At 60.4% G+C, this 15,778-nt stretch carries 17 protein-coding genes; 6 read left to right on the forward strand and 11 right to left on the reverse strand.

Annotated features, from left to right (window positions below):
* The first annotated feature begins 11 nt into the window (after positions 1-11).
* A complete protein-coding gene (locus O3300_RS02750; protein WP_305051945.1) occupies positions 12-1,064 on the forward strand; it encodes an FAD-binding oxidoreductase in 1,053 nt (350 codons plus the stop codon).
* 17 nt (positions 1,065-1,081) lie between these two features.
* On the opposite strand, the gene O3300_RS02755 is transcribed toward O3300_RS02750, so the two are convergent.
* The 6 genes from O3300_RS02755 to O3300_RS02780 form a co-directional block, all read right to left on the reverse strand.
* On the reverse strand, positions 1,082-1,540 hold the full coding sequence (locus tag O3300_RS02755; protein ID WP_305051946.1) for a hypothetical protein: 459 nt from the start codon (positions 1,538-1,540) through the stop codon (positions 1,082-1,084).
* A gap of 4 nt (positions 1,541-1,544) precedes the next feature.
* Entirely contained in the window at positions 1,545-2,162 is a 618-nt protein-coding gene (locus O3300_RS02760) for a hypothetical protein (protein ID WP_305051947.1), read from the reverse strand.
* 117 nt (positions 2,163-2,279) lie between these two features.
* The gene (locus tag O3300_RS02765; RefSeq protein ID WP_305051948.1) at positions 2,280-2,699 is read right to left on the reverse strand and encodes an NTF2 fold immunity protein; all 420 of its coding nucleotides are present in this window, start codon (positions 2,697-2,699) and stop codon (positions 2,280-2,282) included.
* A 481-nt stretch (positions 2,700-3,180) separates the two neighbouring features.
* Entirely contained in the window at positions 3,181-3,552 is a 372-nt protein-coding gene (locus tag O3300_RS02770) for a hypothetical protein (protein ID WP_305051949.1), read from the reverse strand.
* A 68-nt stretch (positions 3,553-3,620) separates the two neighbouring features.
* A complete protein-coding gene (locus O3300_RS02775; protein ID WP_305051950.1) occupies positions 3,621-4,838 on the reverse strand; it encodes a hypothetical protein in 1,218 nt (405 codons plus the stop codon).
* A 298-nt stretch (positions 4,839-5,136) separates the two neighbouring features.
* Positions 5,137-6,018, reverse strand: a complete 882-nt coding sequence (locus O3300_RS02780) for a LysR family transcriptional regulator (RefSeq protein ID WP_251348762.1) — start codon at positions 6,016-6,018, stop codon at positions 5,137-5,139.
* Positions 6,019-6,115: 97 nt separating this feature from the next.
* Here O3300_RS02780 and O3300_RS02785 point away from each other — a divergent pair, with 97 nt between their 5' ends.
* From O3300_RS02785 to O3300_RS02795, 3 genes are all read left to right on the forward strand, one after another.
* A complete protein-coding gene (locus tag O3300_RS02785) occupies positions 6,116-6,700 on the forward strand; it encodes a GNAT family N-acetyltransferase (protein ID WP_305051951.1) in 585 nt (194 codons plus the stop codon).
* 128 nt (positions 6,701-6,828) lie between these two features.
* On the forward strand, positions 6,829-8,307 hold the full coding sequence (locus O3300_RS02790; RefSeq protein WP_305053125.1) for an MFS transporter: 1,479 nt from the start codon (positions 6,829-6,831) through the stop codon (positions 8,305-8,307).
* 385 nt (positions 8,308-8,692) lie between these two features.
* Entirely contained in the window at positions 8,693-9,772 is a 1,080-nt protein-coding gene (locus O3300_RS02795; RefSeq protein ID WP_305051952.1) for a suppressor of fused domain protein, read from the forward strand.
* A gap of 125 nt (positions 9,773-9,897) precedes the next feature.
* On the opposite strand, the gene O3300_RS02800 is transcribed toward O3300_RS02795, so the two are convergent.
* The 3 genes from O3300_RS02800 to O3300_RS02810 are packed head-to-tail and all read right to left on the reverse strand — an operon-like array spanning position 9,898 to position 11,635.
* On the reverse strand, positions 9,898-10,281 hold the full coding sequence (locus O3300_RS02800) for a cupredoxin domain-containing protein (protein ID WP_305051953.1): 384 nt from the start codon (positions 10,279-10,281) through the stop codon (positions 9,898-9,900).
* A gap of 3 nt (positions 10,282-10,284) precedes the next feature.
* Complete coding sequence (locus tag O3300_RS02805; RefSeq protein ID WP_289905584.1) at positions 10,285-11,178, reverse strand: metallophosphoesterase; 894 nt, start codon at positions 11,176-11,178, stop codon at positions 10,285-10,287.
* Positions 11,179-11,236: 58 nt separating this feature from the next.
* A complete protein-coding gene (locus O3300_RS02810; protein ID WP_305051954.1) occupies positions 11,237-11,635 on the reverse strand; it encodes a cytochrome c family protein in 399 nt (132 codons plus the stop codon).
* A gap of 234 nt (positions 11,636-11,869) precedes the next feature.
* Between O3300_RS02810 and O3300_RS02815 the strand changes: the two genes are divergently transcribed.
* Both O3300_RS02815 and O3300_RS02820 read left to right on the forward strand, forming a co-directional pair.
* Positions 11,870-12,361 (forward strand): sigma-70 family RNA polymerase sigma factor, encoded by a 492-nt coding sequence (locus tag O3300_RS02815; RefSeq protein WP_305051955.1) that lies wholly within the window; start codon positions 11,870-11,872, stop codon positions 12,359-12,361.
* The gene (locus O3300_RS02820; protein ID WP_305051956.1) at positions 12,348-13,157 is read left to right on the forward strand and encodes an anti-sigma factor; all 810 of its coding nucleotides are present in this window, start codon (positions 12,348-12,350) and stop codon (positions 13,155-13,157) included. Before O3300_RS02815 ends, O3300_RS02820 begins: the two co-directional genes overlap by 14 nt.
* A 19-nt stretch (positions 13,158-13,176) precedes the next feature.
* Here O3300_RS02820 and O3300_RS02825 read toward each other — a convergent pair whose 3' ends face one another.
* A complete protein-coding gene (locus O3300_RS02825) occupies positions 13,177-14,226 on the reverse strand; it encodes an alpha/beta fold hydrolase (RefSeq protein ID WP_305051957.1) in 1,050 nt (349 codons plus the stop codon).
* Positions 14,227-14,235: 9 nt separating this feature from the next.
* Positions 14,236-15,696, reverse strand: coding sequence for an alpha/beta fold hydrolase (locus tag O3300_RS02830; RefSeq protein WP_305051958.1), 1,461 nt, complete (start codon positions 15,694-15,696; stop codon positions 14,236-14,238).
* Positions 15,697-15,778 lie beyond the last annotated feature (82 nt).

Below are 15,778 nucleotides of genomic sequence, written 5' to 3' on the forward strand. Positions count from 1 at the left end.
ACTTGCCAGATATGAATCAAGAAACCTCAAAACGCATCGTCGTCATCGGCGCCGGCATCGTCGGCGCATCGCTCGCCTACCACCTGGCCAGCAAGGGGGCGAAAGTTACCGTCGTCGAGGCGGGCGGCATCGCTTCCGGCGTGACGGGCACCTCGTTTGCCTGGCTTAACGCGTCCTGCGCGGGGATGGACCCCATCGCGGCCCTGCGCGGCGGCGCCATCGCCGCCTGGCGCCGGCTGGAAACGCAGGTGCCCGGCTTGGCGGTGCGCTGGCATGGCGCCTTGTCGTATGGCACGCAGGATGGGCGCGTTTCTCCCTCGTGCATGGTGATTGACCGCACCCGCATCGCCCAGATGGAACCGCAGCTGCGGCAACCGCCGGAACAGGCGCTGTACGAACCGGAGCAGGGCGCCCTCGACGCCGTCGCCGCGACGCACGCCTTGCTGGCAGCGGCCCGGGCGCTCGGTGCGACGGTCCGCACGCACACATCCGTGCTGGGCTTTGCCGTCCAGGACGGGAAGGTGAGGGGCGTGGAAACGGCCGCTGGCGTCATCGATGCGGATGTGATCGTGCTGGCGGCAGGCACCGCCACTGCCGCGCTGGCGGAGCAGCTGGGCGCCAGCCTGCCCATCCACGCCTCGCCCGCCATCTTCCTGCGCTACCAGGCGCCGCTCGGCTTGGTGCACGGCATTATTTCCAGCCATGCCATGGAAGTGCGGCAAGACGAAGACGGCGCCATGCTGGCGGCGGAAGATTACGTGGACGACGCGCCGGAAAACCAGCCGGCCGCCATGGCGCAGCGCACGGCCAGCGCGATCCGCAGTGAACTTGAGGGCGCCGACACCATCGCGCCGGCATTCGCCTGCATCGGCCTGCGCCCCATGCCCGTCGATGGCGTGCCCGTGATCGGCTATTTGCCGCAGGTCGAAGGCGCGTACGTGTGCGCCATGCATCCGGGCGTCGTGCTGGCAGGCATCGTGGGTCAGCTTGCCAGCGGGGAAATTGTTGACGGCCAGCCAGCGTCAGCCCTGGAAGCTTGCCGGCCCGCACGGTTCCTGATGTGATGATGCCGCGCTGATTCCTACGGCACGGGCACGACAAATACGGGCAGGATGAACGGCACTTGCTCTTGCGCATCGCCTTCCTCCGACGGGGCCTGCATAACATCCTCGTTGCGCCAGTCCCCGTTCACCACCCGGTCGGCGATCAGCGCCAAATCCTGCGTTTCGCGCACCTCGCAGCGAAACGGCAGCCTCCCATGCGAGCGCGACACCATGCTGAAGCGCAACTGGCGGCACTGCGCATCGTGCCAGCAATAGAACAGCATTTCCTCGCCAACAAGTGCGCTGCCGCGTGCCGCGATCAATTCCTCGATGAATGCAACGATATCGGCCGCATTGATCTGCGGCGTTTCCTCGTCCGTGGGCGAAAAGCTCCACATGTTCTCCATCGCTTCGCGGTTGATGTCGTCGGCATCAATGAACACTTCATCGTCTTGCGCCATTTCCAGCCATGCATTGACTGTCCTGCAATTCATCATGTCGTCATGCATCCCATGTTTTAAAAGCCGTCCATACCGAGCGCCATGCGCCATGCGGAAGTTTGGCCTGCATGGAAAGTGACAGTCCGCCGTCGCCCATACGATCGCCTGGCTTCCATTGTTTATTCTTCAGATTAAGTGCCCGTGCTCTTCCCATGTCGACAGTTTTCATGTCTTTGATGTCATAGCCGACTTCCAATACGGGATGCAGCACTTCTCCATTGGCTGTCAAATATAAAGTATCGACATGGACCTTGGGTTTGTCAAAACGTTCGTAAAGCCTTGTTGCAGCGGATTTAAAACCCTGGCCAATGGCGATGCTGATGGTCGTTGGACCATTGCAGCCCAGAAGCGCGGCAAGCGCCCAATAGTCATGGTCAGCAGTGACAAGCCTGGCCAAACAGCGTTCTATCCATGCCGATTCATCAGTTCTGAATTCTTTCCAGTATGGAGAAAATGAATTTTGCAGGTAGCCGACTTCGTGCAGCGCCCCGACCAGGTTAATCTGCTTGTCCACGCAGCCAATATCGTGCAACAGATGGGCTGCGGCTGCGGCGACCGCATACTCGCCTTTGGCCATGGCCTTATCTTCGAGTTTTTTCAGTTTGGTGTTAATACTCATTCTTTTCCTGGTGCGGACGATACCGCGCTCGTTGTGATTGCTGGCGTCTCTCGGAAGCGGGGACTGCGTTGATCGTCGTCGCGTGGCCCGCATTGGCGCAAGCTTGAGCGAACGCGACTAAAGATACGCCGGTCGCCAACGCTCCATGCCTTCCTCGTCATCAAGCCATTCTTTTTTATCAATAAACCATTGCTGGTTTTTAAGACCAAATGTATATCTGTATCTATTCTTGAATCCCGAAGTCTGCTGCGTGGAAATGACAGCTTTACTTCCTGAGATGCATGAATTTAAAAATATTTCGGTGGGTGAGTATTCAGGAGGATCGCTGCAGAGCAATGACATCTGGCGACCTTGTTTTCTTTCTTTTTTGGTGCAAAAGCAATCAAAAATAGCATCAAGATCCTGCTTCATTTTTTCTTTGAGAGTAATCAGCCCTTTCTCTCGCACCTCGGGGTAGTAATGAAGTTCCCAACCATTCATGGCCAGAATAAAATCCTTCAATACATTTTCCACATCAACTATTTCAATACTCATCATTTCCCTTGGCTAGCAAATGTCGCTAGTGTTAATAAAGATGCCAGCGCCCGTCATTTCATGCTGCCATCTTTGATCATTCAAGTTCAGACCATTCAGGATTGTGCCACACCTCGACCTTGAAGCTCCGCCTCCTTGCCGTGCCGGATCAGCACTCAGGAACTGGCTTCTATTTATCATAAAAGCCTCAACATTCCTGCACTGACTTGCATGCACTCACCCCCTCGGCCCATCCAATAGCAACTCTGCCAACCTGGTCGTCAGCCACAAACTCGTCTCGCTGAGCTTCTTGCCGTGGATCGATAAGCGCCGCACGGGCAAGCGCGACAAGGCCAGGGGACTTCCTGAGTTGTGGCTTCCCGCTGATTCACAGCAAAATTCTCGGCTGAATCGGGCTTGCGATGACTGCGACTGCAAAGCGTACTCCGTCGAAAAGTAATTCTTGAATTCAGGCCTGGGAAGTACATCAATGCTCAGCTCAGCTTCACCCGACTGCGGATTGCGGATAGACCATTCTAAAACCATGATGCTGAGATTGCATTTTAATGCATAATCCTTGATGGAAATTCTCCGGAGTCAGATCATCCACAATGCAGTGCAAGTTAACACCAGGTGGTTGAACGATCAATGTCAGTTGATAACTTAGGATTTCCTCATTCTCCGCGGAGTAATACGTTTTCATTGCCTTGTTTTTTACATATGCTCCGGCTTTTCTCAATGCTTCATTAATCAGGTATGTTATATTATCGTCCAGCGTCACATCCAAATTGTCAGGACCATTATATTTGCATAGTATTGAAATTGGAAATTCCACCGCTATTTCAACTTTTCTTGCATGGTCGCAGTCTATTTTCATTATTGCATGTCCTGCTAGAAATTTAATTTTAAATAACTTTGTCTAATATCAATGGTTTGAATAAAATGCTACAACTCAAAGGCTGGCGCCGACTCAAGATGCTGCGCGGCAGGGAATGCCTGTACCCGGTAGCGCACTGGATAGCAATCGACTTCCTGCATCAGCTCACCGCAGATGGCCAATGCATCATTCCATGCCAGCATCTTGGTGGTGCTTTCGCCGCCGGCATCGTCAAGCTCCACCATGGCCACTATATCAGTGCGCGGCAGCAGCGTGTTGACACCGCGGGTCCAGCTTGCCGCAGATGTAACGCGCTGGCCATCTTTTGACTTTATCAACATGCAAGTGGCCACGAAAATATCCTCTCCAATGCTGTCGTTGACCCGATCCCACTGCTCTTTCTGCAGCTCGTAGTGATGTGCGCGCATTAACTGTTGAAAGTGCGCCAAGGCTCCGGCCACGGCCGCGTCCGATGGCTGGAACACGACGATTTTTCCCTGTTCAATGCGATACATGGTGGCCGAGACCAGGCGTCCCTCGTCCTGCACCAGCTGGTCGGCCAGGGAGATCATGCGCAATTGCCCCGCTACATTATGTGACGATGCCAGCAGGAAACGTCCACGCGAGGGAATCATCGCCAGCGGTTCGGCGTCTTTGCAGACGCGACTCAGCAAGTCAGGCAGCAGCAGGCGCGATGAATCATAGTCGTCCTGCCATTCGCCCATCAGCAATCCATCGCCCAGATCCGTAAAGCTGTACGGCGTGCATTCGCGCAGATTGTCCATGGCCGCCGTCAGCGCTGCATCGAACGTCACGCCCCATTGCGCCAAGACGGCCTGGCCGACGATTGCCATGTGCGAGTCTGTGTTGTAGGCCAGCATGATGATCGTATCGTCGTCCAGTGAGCGGTAGGCATCGTTCACTTGCTGGCGCTCTGGCTGGGTCAGCGCCACCAGGCGCAAGTAGTCGCCTTGTGCCCGGCTGCGTACCACCGGCATCAGGCAGGGTTTGGCTTCGGCAAAGCTGGCAGGCAGGCCGGGCACGACCATGCTGGCCAGATAGTTTTGCAGCACTTGCGCACGCATCTTGCGCGGCGCGGCGCAATAATCGTGATAGGCATTATCCAGATTGAAGATATGCTGACTGTTTTCACCCATTAGAATGCGAAACTGCTCCGCATCGTAAATCAATTTCTGTACCTGGCCGTCGGCGCGCGCTTGGCGCATGACTAGGGAGGCAAAAGAATCTGGTGAGGGACGCGTTCGGAAAAAATCGAGTAGATTCATGGAATTTTTAATTGAAAGATAAAAAGATCATGGCGGATTATAATCGTGATTAACAATGATTGTAATGCGCACTGTTCTTTCAATAAACGGGATAAATTCAAATTATATTGTCATGACCAAGGCCAGTGAATTTGTCGATCAATAGTGACTTTGTTGCACAAATAAACTCAGTGACTGCTTAAAAACTTCGTAGCAACTTTCCAGCCAAAGCATCTTTGATGTTTTGGGGCGAGTGGCGATGTGGACGCAAGTCTATCGAGTGCTTACGCTTCCAATGTTCTGTATTAACTACATGACCTCACCCCCGCGGCCCATCCAGCAACAACTCCGCCAATCTGGTCGTCAGCCACAAACTCGTCTCGCTGAGCTTCTTGCCGTGGATCGATAAGCGCCGCACGGGCAAGCGCGACAGGGCCAGCGCAGGGCAGGGCACTTCCTGCAAATAACCCTTGTAGTTGTCATAATTGGCGATGTTCAGCGGCAGAATCGCCCAGCCCAGCTCGTCCGCCACCATTTCCGCGATGCTGTAAAAACTGTCGGAAAACCAGACGGCGGGGCTGAACGCGTGTTCGCGGTTCAGTTCTGAATCCATGATCAGCTGGCGGTAGCGGGTCAGCTCGTTGCGGCTTACTTCCTGGCCGTGGGCCATGGCGTGGCCTTTTGCCACGAACACGCCTTGCGCCACGCTGCCGATGTGCTGCTGTTCCAGCACGGGGGAAATGGGGCCGCGGTCGAAGTGGAAGGCCACGTCCGCTTGCTGCTGCTCCACGTATTGCGCCACCTCGGACGCCGTGGCGTTGAGCATCACCAGTTCCAGCGCCGGGTAGCGCGCCGCCAATTCCTTCACCAGGGTGCTGATGGCCAGGTAGGGCAGGGCTTCGTCCAGGGCCAGGGTCAGCTGCGCTTCCGGCGCCTCGCTCAGCAACTGGGCGCGCAGCTGCAGGCGCTCGGCCTGGCGCAGCAGTTCGCACGCTTCAAGGTGCATCACCTTGCCCGCTTCCGTCAGCACGGCGCTGCGGCGCGAACGGTCGAACAGTTCCACGCCGAACTCCGCTTCCAGCAGACCGATCGAGGTACTGACCACCGATTGCGCGCGGCCCAGCCGGCGCGCCGCGCCAGAGAAAGAGCCGGCCGCGACGGCCGCCTCGAAGTAGCGCATTTGCTCCAAAGTCCATTGCATGGCATCCACCTATCTGTTTTACAGATGGATTTTAACTTGAATGCCATTCAGGGGCGACATAAAATGCATTTACATTTTCAACAACACGAGATCCGCCATGAAAAACGCTCAACTCCATAATCCCGCCATCAGCTTCAGCTGGTGTCACGACGCCACCGCCGAAGATGCGCTGTGCCAGCTCTACCTTGACAACGTCAGCGCCGACTACATCTCCCATTCGGAGCTGCAGGGCGAGCGTGCCGATGCGCCGGGCAACTGGCGCGCGGACTTGCCTGAGGTCATACGCGGCGAAATCCGCGCCGCCCTGTCGCATGACTGGGCGCATGGCGATTCGACCCTGCTGGCCGTCGCCACTGCCGGCGACGCCATCGTCGGCATGGCCTTGGTTTCCATCGACACGCGCCAGCGCGCCTCGAAATCGTTCGCCGCGCTGGACGACCTGGTCCTGCTGCCTTCCGTGCGCGGCAGCGGCATCGGCAGCCAGCTGGTGGAGTGGGTAGCGAGCGAATTGCGCAGCCACGGCATCGCCCGTTTGTTCCTCGAATGCGGCGCGCACAACCTGACGGCGCAGACCTTCTTCCAGGGACGCGGCTTCAAGCAAGTGTCCGTCGTCATGCTGCGCGAACTCGACGCGCCGGAAGTGACGGCCGCCGTGGATGACAAGGATGGCGACCGTGGCTGACGCCCGCCGCCTCCGACCAGCCCAGGCCCGTGGCAGCCTGGAACGTAAATATTTGCGCAGCACCAAATTCATCCATACCGATAGTTGTTAAAAGTTACACTAAAATCCATGAGTTGTTTATGCATCCAATGAAAAAATGGCTGACGCTGGCCATCGTCTCCAGCGCCTTGTTCCTCATCGTGGTCGACATGACCGTGCTCTACACCGCCTTGCCCGCGCTGACGCGCGACTTGCAGGCCACTTCCTCGCAAAAACTGTGGATCATCAACGTGTACGCGCTGGTCGTCTCAGGCTTGTTGCCCGGCCTCGGCACCCTCGGTGACCGCTTGAGCCACAAACCCGTTTTCCTCGCCGGCCTGGCCGTGTTCGGCGTCGCCTCGCTGTGCGCCGCGTTTTCGCCCGCGCCGGAGTGGCTGATCTTTGCCCGCGTGCTGCTGGCCATCGGCGCCGCGCTGATGATGCCGGCCACCTTGTCCATCATCCGCCTGACCTTTACGGACAACCGCGAGCGCTCGTTCGCCATCGGCGTGTGGGCGGCCATCGCCTCGGGCGGCGCCGCGTTCGGCCCCGTGCTGGGCGGTTTTCTGATGGAACATTACTGGTGGGGTTCCGTCTTCCTGATCAACGTGCCCATCGTCCTGCTGACCCTGGTGCTGGCCGCCGTCGTCCTGCCGAAGCGGGCCGGTAACCGCGACAAGCCGTGGGACTTGAAGGGTTCGCTGCAAGTCATGATGGGCCTGCTTGGTGGCGTGTATGCGATCAAGGAGCTGGGCAAGTCGCAGCCGTCGTATGCGCTGGCCGCCGCCTCGTTCGCCGTGGGCGCCTTCTTCATGCTGAAGTTTGTGCGCCGCCAGAAGCGGCAAGCCAGGCCGCTGATCGACTTCGCCCTGTTCCGCGAACTGCCGTTTTCCAGCGCCGTGGCCGCCGCCATGGTGGCGTCCGCCGCCCTGATCGGCATGGAACTGGCATTGAGCCAGCACATGCAGCTGGTGCGGGAACTGTCGCCGCTGGAAGCGGGCTTGCTGCTGTTGCCGCTGCCGCTGGCATCCGTGTTTGCCGGCCCGCTGACGGGTTTCATGCTGCCGCGCGCCGACAAGGCCAAGGTCTTGTGGGGTTCGTTGTTGCTGTCCGGCATAGGCATGGCATCGTATCTGCTGCTGCATGACGCCGCCGTCTCGGCCCAAGTGGCCAGCCTGGTGATCCTGGGCCTGGGCCTGGGCGCCGTCATGACGGCCGCGTCCAGCGCCGTGATGCTCAACGTGGCGCCGCAACAGGCCGGCATGGCCGCCTCGATCGAGGAAGTATCGTATGAACTGGGCGCCGTGATCGGCGTGACCGTGCTGGGCACCATCTTGTCGGCCGTCTACAGCGCCACCCTGGTGATCCCGGAAAGCGCGGGCCTGCTGCCGAATGCCCATGACACGCTCGACGCGGCACTGCTGGCCGCCGAGCAATTGCCGGCCGAACTGGGCTTGCAAGTGTCGGAACTGGCCCGTTCGGCCTTCGACAAGGCGTTCATTGTCGTGCTGGCCACGGCTTCCGCCATCCTGATGGCGGCCGCAGCCACCATCCGCCACCTGCATCTGCGGGCGCGCCGCGCGGTCTGATCGACCGCCCCTTGGGTGCTGGCGTCGCCATGAGCGGCGGCGCCAGCAGGATTCGGTTCTGGAAGAATAGTCAGACGCATCATTACCAAACACCGGCCCAACGATGTGTACAGTGTGTTGCGTTGACCGATTGAATCCGTAGTCAGAAGCAGTCATTCGCGTTGACGTGACAATGTGTGACTTTTCACGCTGGGTAATTCGTTATGCTCACGGGCCGCCGGCGGCGAGAAGCGATCCTTCGTCGTTGCACAGCCCAAATCCACAAAGAAAACAAGCATATGCCTACAGAAAACGCTCCCTTTCGCCCACCAGGCGATGAGGAAATGAGGTCGACCCAGGACCGTTCAAGGGTTGTTTTTCATTCCGGCTACCACGTGGCGCGGCTGTGAACGAATATCCGCTTAACTCCCTGGACGATAACGACTCAGCTGGCTGGTCCGCCATCGACGCCAGCCTCGCGTCGCTGTATGGCGAACAGAAGCCCCAGCATATGGGCCCGCTTATTAACTACCGCCTGGGCGGGCCGGACCCGCTGGACGGTATCAGCGCCTATTACCGCGCGCATCCGGTGCCGCATTGGCATTACGTGACATTCGGCTTGTCGGAACTGTATGAAAAAGTGCAGGAAGACGAACAGGTGAGCGGCTATGGTTTCGAACTGACTTTCCGCTTGCGGGCGATAGAGGGTGCCGCCGAGGCGCCAAAGTGGGTGTTCTCAATGCTGCAAAATCTTGCGCGCTATGTCTTCAAGACCGGAAACGTCTTCAGGCCGGGCGAATGGATGACGGCCAACGGCCCGATCGCTCTCGGCACTGCCACCAGGATTTGCTCCATAGCGATGACGCGCGACCCGGAGCTACCGGCCCTGGAAACGCCGAACGGACACCTCGAGTTCATCCAGGTGGTTGGCCTCACTTTGGAAGAAGAGTCCGCGGCGAAGCTGTGGTCGCCGCAGCATGTGCTGGATACCTTCCTGCCCCGCATGCCGCTGTGGATTACCGACCTGGAGCGCGGTTCGCTGATGGACGACCCGGCCCTGGCCGCACAAGTGAAGGCCGGGATGGAGCGAGACGGCTCCGGGAACGGCTTCATGTACACGGAGGTGTTGCGCGTTGAGCAGCACAAGCGCCTGCTACGCGCGCCGCTGACCGAAGTGACGCTTGGCGCGCGCCAGGTAGACGAACTGTGCTCCCTGCTGCCGCTGCGGATTCCATTCGGGCGGCCCTTCACGCTGGCCGGGCGCGACTGGCAGCTGCAATTCGAGCCCGGCGAAGCGTGCAGCGTCACCATGCGCGACGGTAGCGTTGCGATCACCATGACGCCCGCATGCGCGCAGGACTTCGCCCGCACCATGCGTCCACAGGCCGGCCGCTACCAGTTGAACCAGCTGCCGACCGTGTCGTGGATCGTGCAACAGACTTCCATCCGCGACGCCGACGGCAATATCGTCACCACCATCGGCTGAGCGCTGCGCCATGCAGAGCAAGCCTTGGCGGCCGGTAGTTGCAGGGCGAAAGTGTTTGCACGCGCGGCGCGTCGAAGTCGCTCGCCTCATGGCGGGCTTGCGTCAAACTGTATGGTTCGTCCACCTTACTCCGTGACAATGATCTTCCCATTCATCTCCTCGTGGCCGCTGCCGCAAAAGTTGTCGCATAAAAAGGCGTATTCACCGGCCTTGCCGGGCGTCAGCCTCACTTCGGTGACCTGGCCCGGCAGCAGGTCGGCGCGGATGCGCATGTCCGGGATGAAAAAACCATGGATGAAATCGATGGCCGTGAACGCCAGCACGACCGGTTCATCCTTCTTCAAGGTGATTTCGTTCGGTGTGTAGACGAATTTCTTCGCCTGGATGGCGATGATTCTTTCTTTTGCAGCAACTTTCTTCACGCCCTGGGCCTCGATGGCGGCTACCGTCAGCAGCGCGCCGATACCGCAGGCGCAACGGATACCAAACTGTCTTCTTGCACGGTCCATGGTTCAGCTCCTTGTGACGGGAAATTCCGTAAGCTTGTAATCCTTGTTTGCTTCCGCCTCCACTTCGCGCAAGCCCAGGCCCTTGTTCGGCGCGGCCGGGTCCCAAGGCAGGGGCGTGCGCTTTTCCTGCGATCCCGGCGCCGGCAAGGGAAAAATCAGGGATTTGGCGGCGTGGTGCGCGATGTGCTCCGTCATGTGGTGATGTTCCTGGTGGATATGGCCATAGAACACGGTCACATTGCTGTACGGCATCAATAGGGCCATCGCCTTGTCGCCGTCGCGTGTGGCCCAGTCCCATTTGGGCACGAGGTCGAACAGGGGCCGGTGGGTGAAGACGACGATGCGCGCATCCTTGGCCTGCTTGTCCAGGTCGTCCTTCAGCCATGCCAGCTGCGTGTCGCCGATGCGCGCGCCGGGGTCGGAGACGTTATCGAGGGCAATGAAATGCACGCCCTTGTGCTCGAACGCGTAGTTGGACGGGCCGAAGTTTTCCTTGTAGGCGGCGCCGTTGTCGAGCGACGCGTCATGCTCGCCGGGGATGAAACGCACGTTTTTTACCGTCAAGCCCGCCGCGATGTCCTTGAATTCGGCCATGCGCTGGCGGCGCTCCTTCGGGTCGTCCGTGGTATGCGTGAGGTCGCCCGTAAAGATGATGAAATCGGGCTGCACTTCCAGCGCATTGACGGTGGCGACGGCCTTCCTGAAGGTGTGGAGGGCATCGGGGTTGGCGGCGCCCGTGAAACCCCAGTGCACGTCGGACAACTGGACGAAATAGAAATCCTCGTAGGGAGCGGCTGCCGTCTTTCCGGCCGCCGCCGGCGCATGCCCGTAGAGTCCGGACATGAACACGGCGCCGCCGCCGACGGCGGCCAGTTTCATGAAGCTTCTGCGGTCCATCATGATGTTTCTCCTTGAAATGCCTGGCAATGGCTGGCAGGCGGTGGCACAACTGTCTCTATTTGGTGGCCTGGGCCGGGCTGGCCCGTGCGGATTCCTGCTTCAAATAAGCGATCAGGTCGGCGCGGTCCTGCGCGGACGGCACCAGGTAGCCCATTTTTTGGCCGGGAATCAGTTTTTCCGGACCCGACAGCCATTGGTCCAGCGTTTTCTCGCCCCACACGATGGCGGACGCCTTCACGGCGGGCGAATAGTTGTAGTCGGCGACACTGCCGGCTTTCCTGCCGAACACGCCCTTGTGCGCGGGTCCCACGCCGTTGTAGTCGATCGAGTGGCAGGATATGCACATGCTCTTGTACAGTACCTGGCCGTGCATGGCGTCGCCGGCGGTGGCGGCTCCGCTGAACGCCATCAGCGTGGCCGCGGCCAGGCCAGGGATGAAGCAGGGGTATTGCATGTTGAACTCCTTTCGCTTTGCGGTTGCCAAGCCCCGATGCAATCGGGGCCTGCACATGCTATAACTGCGAAGGCGCGGCAAATATTCCCGCCTGTGCCGGTTTATTTTCTGCCGTAAAAAAACCGCCATATCGGGAATAAACGGCAGGCAAGGCGAGTCTTGGGAGTTGAGACGCCAGACAGGCGGATGGGTGTTGATTTGAACGACATCGATAAAACCCGGTTCTTTGAGAAAATGGCCTTGCCTCACCTGGACGCCGCCTACAAGCTGGCACGCTGGCTCACGCGCAATGACCAGAATGCCCAGGACCTGGTGCAGACGGCTTTCCTGCGCGCCTACCGCTACATGGACGGCTACCATGGCGACGGCGCGCGCGCCTGGCTGCTGACGATCGTGCGCAATACGTATTACACGTCGCTGCGCGATGGTCGCGCAGAACACGCTGACATCGGCTTTGACGAGGAACTCCATGGCCACGATGAAGATGGATGCGGCAACCCGGAAGACATCCTGGCCCGCGCCGATGCGAAGGAGGCGGTCAACCATGCCCTGGATACGCTGCCGCAGCCATTCAGGGAAGTGCTGGTGCTGAAGGAGATCGACGATTTGTCCTACAAGGAGATTGCGGACATCGTCGGCATCCCGATCGGCACGGTGATGTCGCGCCTGGCGCGCGGACGCAAGCTGCTGCTGGCGCGCCTGAAACAATCTGATGGTGAGAGCTGACATGGAGTGCAAGGAATCACAAGACAGGCTGTCCGCCTATGCCGATGGCGAGCTCGATGCCTCGGCCATGGCGCAACTGGCGCAGCATCTGGCCCAGTGCCCGGACTGCGCCAAAGCCTGCGAACAGCTGTTTGCCCTGCGCGCGGCGGTGAAACAGCATGCCGTCGGCCATGCCGCGCCCGCTTTCCTGCAGCAGCGCCTGCGCCAGGCGTTGCAGGAAGAGGGCAAGCAGGCAAGGAAAGCCCCGCGCGGCAGGAAATGGGCGCAACCGCCGTGGGCCTGGATCAATTTTGGCGTGGCCAGCGCCAGCACGGCGGCCCTGGCCGTCACCCTGGCGCTGTATCTGTCTGTACCCTCGGACGCGGAACGGCTCGACCAGGAGATCGTCGCCAGTCATTTCCGTTCGCTGATGCCCAATCATCTGGCCGACGTGGCGTCCTCCGACCAGCACACGGTCAAGCCATGGTTCAGCGGCAAGCTCGACTTTTCTCCGCCCGTGGTTGATCTGGCGCAAGAAGGTTTTCCCTTGATCGGCGGGCGCCTCGACTATATCAACGCGCGTCCCGTCGCCGCTCTCGCGTACCGTCGGCATCAGCATGTGCTGAACCTGTATGTCTGGCCCGACGGGGCACAGCGCGATGCGCCGCCGCGCCTGGCTGTCAGGCAAGGCTATCATTTGCTACGCTGGAGCCGCTCCGGCATGCATTATCAGCTCATCTCGGACCTGAATGTGGCGGAACTGATGGACTTCGAGCGGCGCTTCACGGCACAGATCGACAAGGAAAGTTTGCCGTGAATGCGCCGCGCCGCGCGCTTTACTTCAGCAGCGGCGCCACCTTGTCGCGCAAGACCGTCCATTGGGCGTCGTGCACGGCCTGGTTGGGGTCGTGTCCGGCCCGTTTCACCACGGTAAAATCCTTGGCCGGCGCCGTGATGCTGTCGAAGTAGCTGCGCGCGATGGCGGGCGAGGTCAGCAAGTCCGCTTCGCCCATGATGAAAAACACGGGCAAGTCAAAGCGCGTGCCCAGCGCAGGCAGGTCGACCTTGGCGAACATGCCGTCGCCGCGCAGGCCGATGAACTGGATGTACGAGTAGTCATCGGCCGCCTCGGCATCGGCCAGCGCTTGCGGCGTGGCGTAGAACGGCGCCGGCTGCCACCAGTGCTTGGGCGGCGCATCCGTTGCCAATCCCTCATATTTGCGGTCGAAGCGGCGCAGGATGCCGAAGTTGCGCGGATCGCGCCAGGGCGGCGCGCCGAGCGCCGTCAGCTTGTCCACCGTGGCGGTATCGCCGGCCGCTTGCGCCAGCGCAAGCACTTCCCGGTACATGCCGGCCTCGTTGGCCCGCGCATTGACCACCTGCGCCGTGCCGATATACGCGTGGAACAGCTCTGGCTGCGCCTTGGCCATGTGCACGCCGAGGATCGAGCCCCAGGAACTGCCCATCAAAATGACTTTCCGCTGGCCCAGATGCTGCCCGATATAGCGGGCCACGGCGATGCCGTCGTCGCGCATCTGTTCCAGCGTCAAGGGCAGCTCTTCCGATGGGCGCTGTTTGCCATACGTCATGCCCGCGCCGCGCTGGTCCCACTGCACCAGCGTGTAGTGGCGTTCCCAGCCGGCATAGATGGCGTCCGCGTAGGGACTCAGCGCATTGCCGGGGCCGCCGTGGATGAACAGGATCACGGGATTGCCGCAGGCGGCGCCCGTGATCGTGATCCATTGCTCGATGCCGTTGATGGGCACATAGCCTTGTTCGCGGACGGACTGTGCGGGCGAAGCGCAGATGGACGGCGAAGCGGGCGGCGCCGCTTGTGCCGCGCCGAAACAAGATAACAGCAGCAATGCCAGGCCTGTGATGCGCATATCGTCCTCTTAGTTAGTTGGTGGGAATTGCAGCGTGCAATCCTGCGCCGGCTTGCCGGCGATAAAGCGGCTGCTGGCCTGTTCAAAACAGGCGGGCGCCGTCCACAGGAGGAAATGCGGGGCGTTGTGCACGGTGGACATGGCCACCGTGCCGGCCTTGTTCTGCGTCAAAGCCTGCACTTGCGCCTGCGCACCCGCGTAGGGCGTCTTCGGGTCCAGGGTACCCTGCAGTACCAGAGTGGGCGGCACTTTCGCCGGCAAGGCGCCGAAATAGGCGTCGCGCGGGTAGGTGGGCAAGCCGCCGCCCAGGAGGATGCGGGGCAGGGGACTGGTAAACAGCAAGTCCGCCTCGTCGCGGTCGATGTCGGCAGCGGCCCAGCCGGGGCGCAGCGACGCTTGCAGATTGTTTTCCGAATTGCTGATGATATTGACCAGCGGTATCGACAGCGGTGACTGGGGATAGCTGCCCAGGCCGGCCGCCGCCTGCGTCAACGTGGCGCGCACGGACGCCAGCTCCCCATCCTTGCCTTGGTCCAGCTCCTGCAGCAGGTAGGGAATGCGGGCGCGGGCGGCGGGAACGTCGAGCATGCCGCCCAAGAAGTGCTTCAGGTTCTTGCCGGGGATCTTCGCCAGCAGCGCGGGATCGGCTTGCGCCTTGTCCAGCACGCGGCGGTACAGAGTTGTTGCCGGCTCGCCCAATGCCGCGTGGCAAGCGGCATCCGCATCGCACCAGGCGAGCACTTGCATGCCGACCGTGTTGACCACGTGCGAGCGCTGGCTCAAGTCCCAGCGCGCATCCGTCTGCGGCGGTACCAGCGAGTCGAGGATGACGCCCTTGACGGGCAGCGGTCCCAGTTGCAAGGTGCGCAAGACCAGTTGCGTGCCGTACGACACACTGTATACATAGACGGGCGGCTGTTTGCCTTTGGCCTGGCGTTCGCCTGCGATCAAGGCTTGCAGGTCGCGCGCCGCCATGGTGATGGAAAACTGGCCCGCGTATTCCGGCATCAAGTTGATGCCGGCAAAGCAGCTGCCCCATTCGGCACCCGCCAGGGCGCGGCCGCCGGGACTCCGTTCCGACTCTTCCACCTTGCACAGGCGCGACGAATGCCCCGTGCCGCGGTGGTCGGGGATGAGGAATTCAAATCCGGGAAAGCTGCGGCGCAAGGTGGGCAGCAAGCTGTAGAACGAGGCGCCCGATTCGCCGGGGCCGCCCGCCACCAGCCACAGGGTGCCCTTGGCGGGCTTGCCGGCAGGCACGTCGGCGGCAATCTTGCGCACGAAGACGTGCATGGCGTCCGGCTCGCCCACGGCGCGGCCCTGGGCATCGTAGCTGCCGGGCACGTTCAAACCCGAGCACAGACTGCCGGGCACGGCCGTATCGGAGCAGGGGGTGAAGTACATCGGTTCGGCATGCAGGGAGGTAGCCAGCAAGGTAGCCAGCAGGGGGAGGCGGGGCAGAACGGTCATCGGCTACTTTGGCGAAGGTGGAGATCAAGCGCCAAAGTAGCGTTTTTTACAGCAATTGTCCAGATGGAAATATTTCTGCCTG

This window comes from Janthinobacterium sp. SUN206 (assembly GCF_030587305.1).
GTDB lineage: Bacteria > Pseudomonadota > Gammaproteobacteria > Burkholderiales > Burkholderiaceae_D > Janthinobacterium > Janthinobacterium kumbetense.

Coding starts and splice junctions, on each gene's coding strand:
- O3300_RS02750 (WP_305051945.1), top strand. CDS start 12: ATGAATCAAGAAACCTCAAAACGCATCGTCGTCATCGGCGCCGGCATC.
- O3300_RS02755 (WP_305051946.1), bottom strand. CDS start 1,540: ATGATGAATTGCAGGACAGTCAATGCATGGCTGGAAATGGCGCAAGAC.
- O3300_RS02760 (WP_305051947.1), bottom strand. CDS start 2,162: ATGAGTATTAACACCAAACTGAAAAAACTCGAAGATAAGGCCATGGCC.
- O3300_RS02765 (WP_305051948.1), bottom strand. CDS start 2,699: ATGATGAGTATTGAAATAGTTGATGTGGAAAATGTATTGAAGGATTTT.
- O3300_RS02770 (WP_305051949.1), bottom strand. CDS start 3,552: ATGAAAATAGACTGCGACCATGCAAGAAAAGTTGAAATAGCGGTGGAA.
- O3300_RS02775 (WP_305051950.1), bottom strand. CDS start 4,838: ATGAATCTACTCGATTTTTTCCGAACGCGTCCCTCACCAGATTCTTTT.
- O3300_RS02780 (WP_251348762.1), bottom strand. CDS start 6,018: ATGCAATGGACTTTGGAGCAAATGCGCTACTTCGAGGCGGCCGTCGCG.
- O3300_RS02785 (WP_305051951.1), top strand. CDS start 6,116: ATGAAAAACGCTCAACTCCATAATCCCGCCATCAGCTTCAGCTGGTGT.
- O3300_RS02790 (WP_305053125.1), top strand. CDS start 6,829: ATGAAAAAATGGCTGACGCTGGCCATCGTCTCCAGCGCCTTGTTCCTC.
- O3300_RS02800 (WP_305051953.1), bottom strand. CDS start 10,281: ATGGACCGTGCAAGAAGACAGTTTGGTATCCGTTGCGCCTGCGGTATC.
- O3300_RS02805 (WP_289905584.1), bottom strand. CDS start 11,178: ATGGACCGCAGAAGCTTCATGAAACTGGCCGCCGTCGGCGGCGGCGCC.
- O3300_RS02810 (WP_305051954.1), bottom strand. CDS start 11,635: ATGCAATACCCCTGCTTCATCCCTGGCCTGGCCGCGGCCACGCTGATG.
- O3300_RS02815 (WP_305051955.1), top strand. CDS start 11,870: ATGGCCTTGCCTCACCTGGACGCCGCCTACAAGCTGGCACGCTGGCTC.
- O3300_RS02820 (WP_305051956.1), top strand. CDS start 12,348: ATGGTGAGAGCTGACATGGAGTGCAAGGAATCACAAGACAGGCTGTCC.
- O3300_RS02825 (WP_305051957.1), bottom strand. CDS start 14,226: ATGCGCATCACAGGCCTGGCATTGCTGCTGTTATCTTGTTTCGGCGCG.
- O3300_RS02830 (WP_305051958.1), bottom strand. CDS start 15,696: ATGACCGTTCTGCCCCGCCTCCCCCTGCTGGCTACCTTGCTGGCTACC.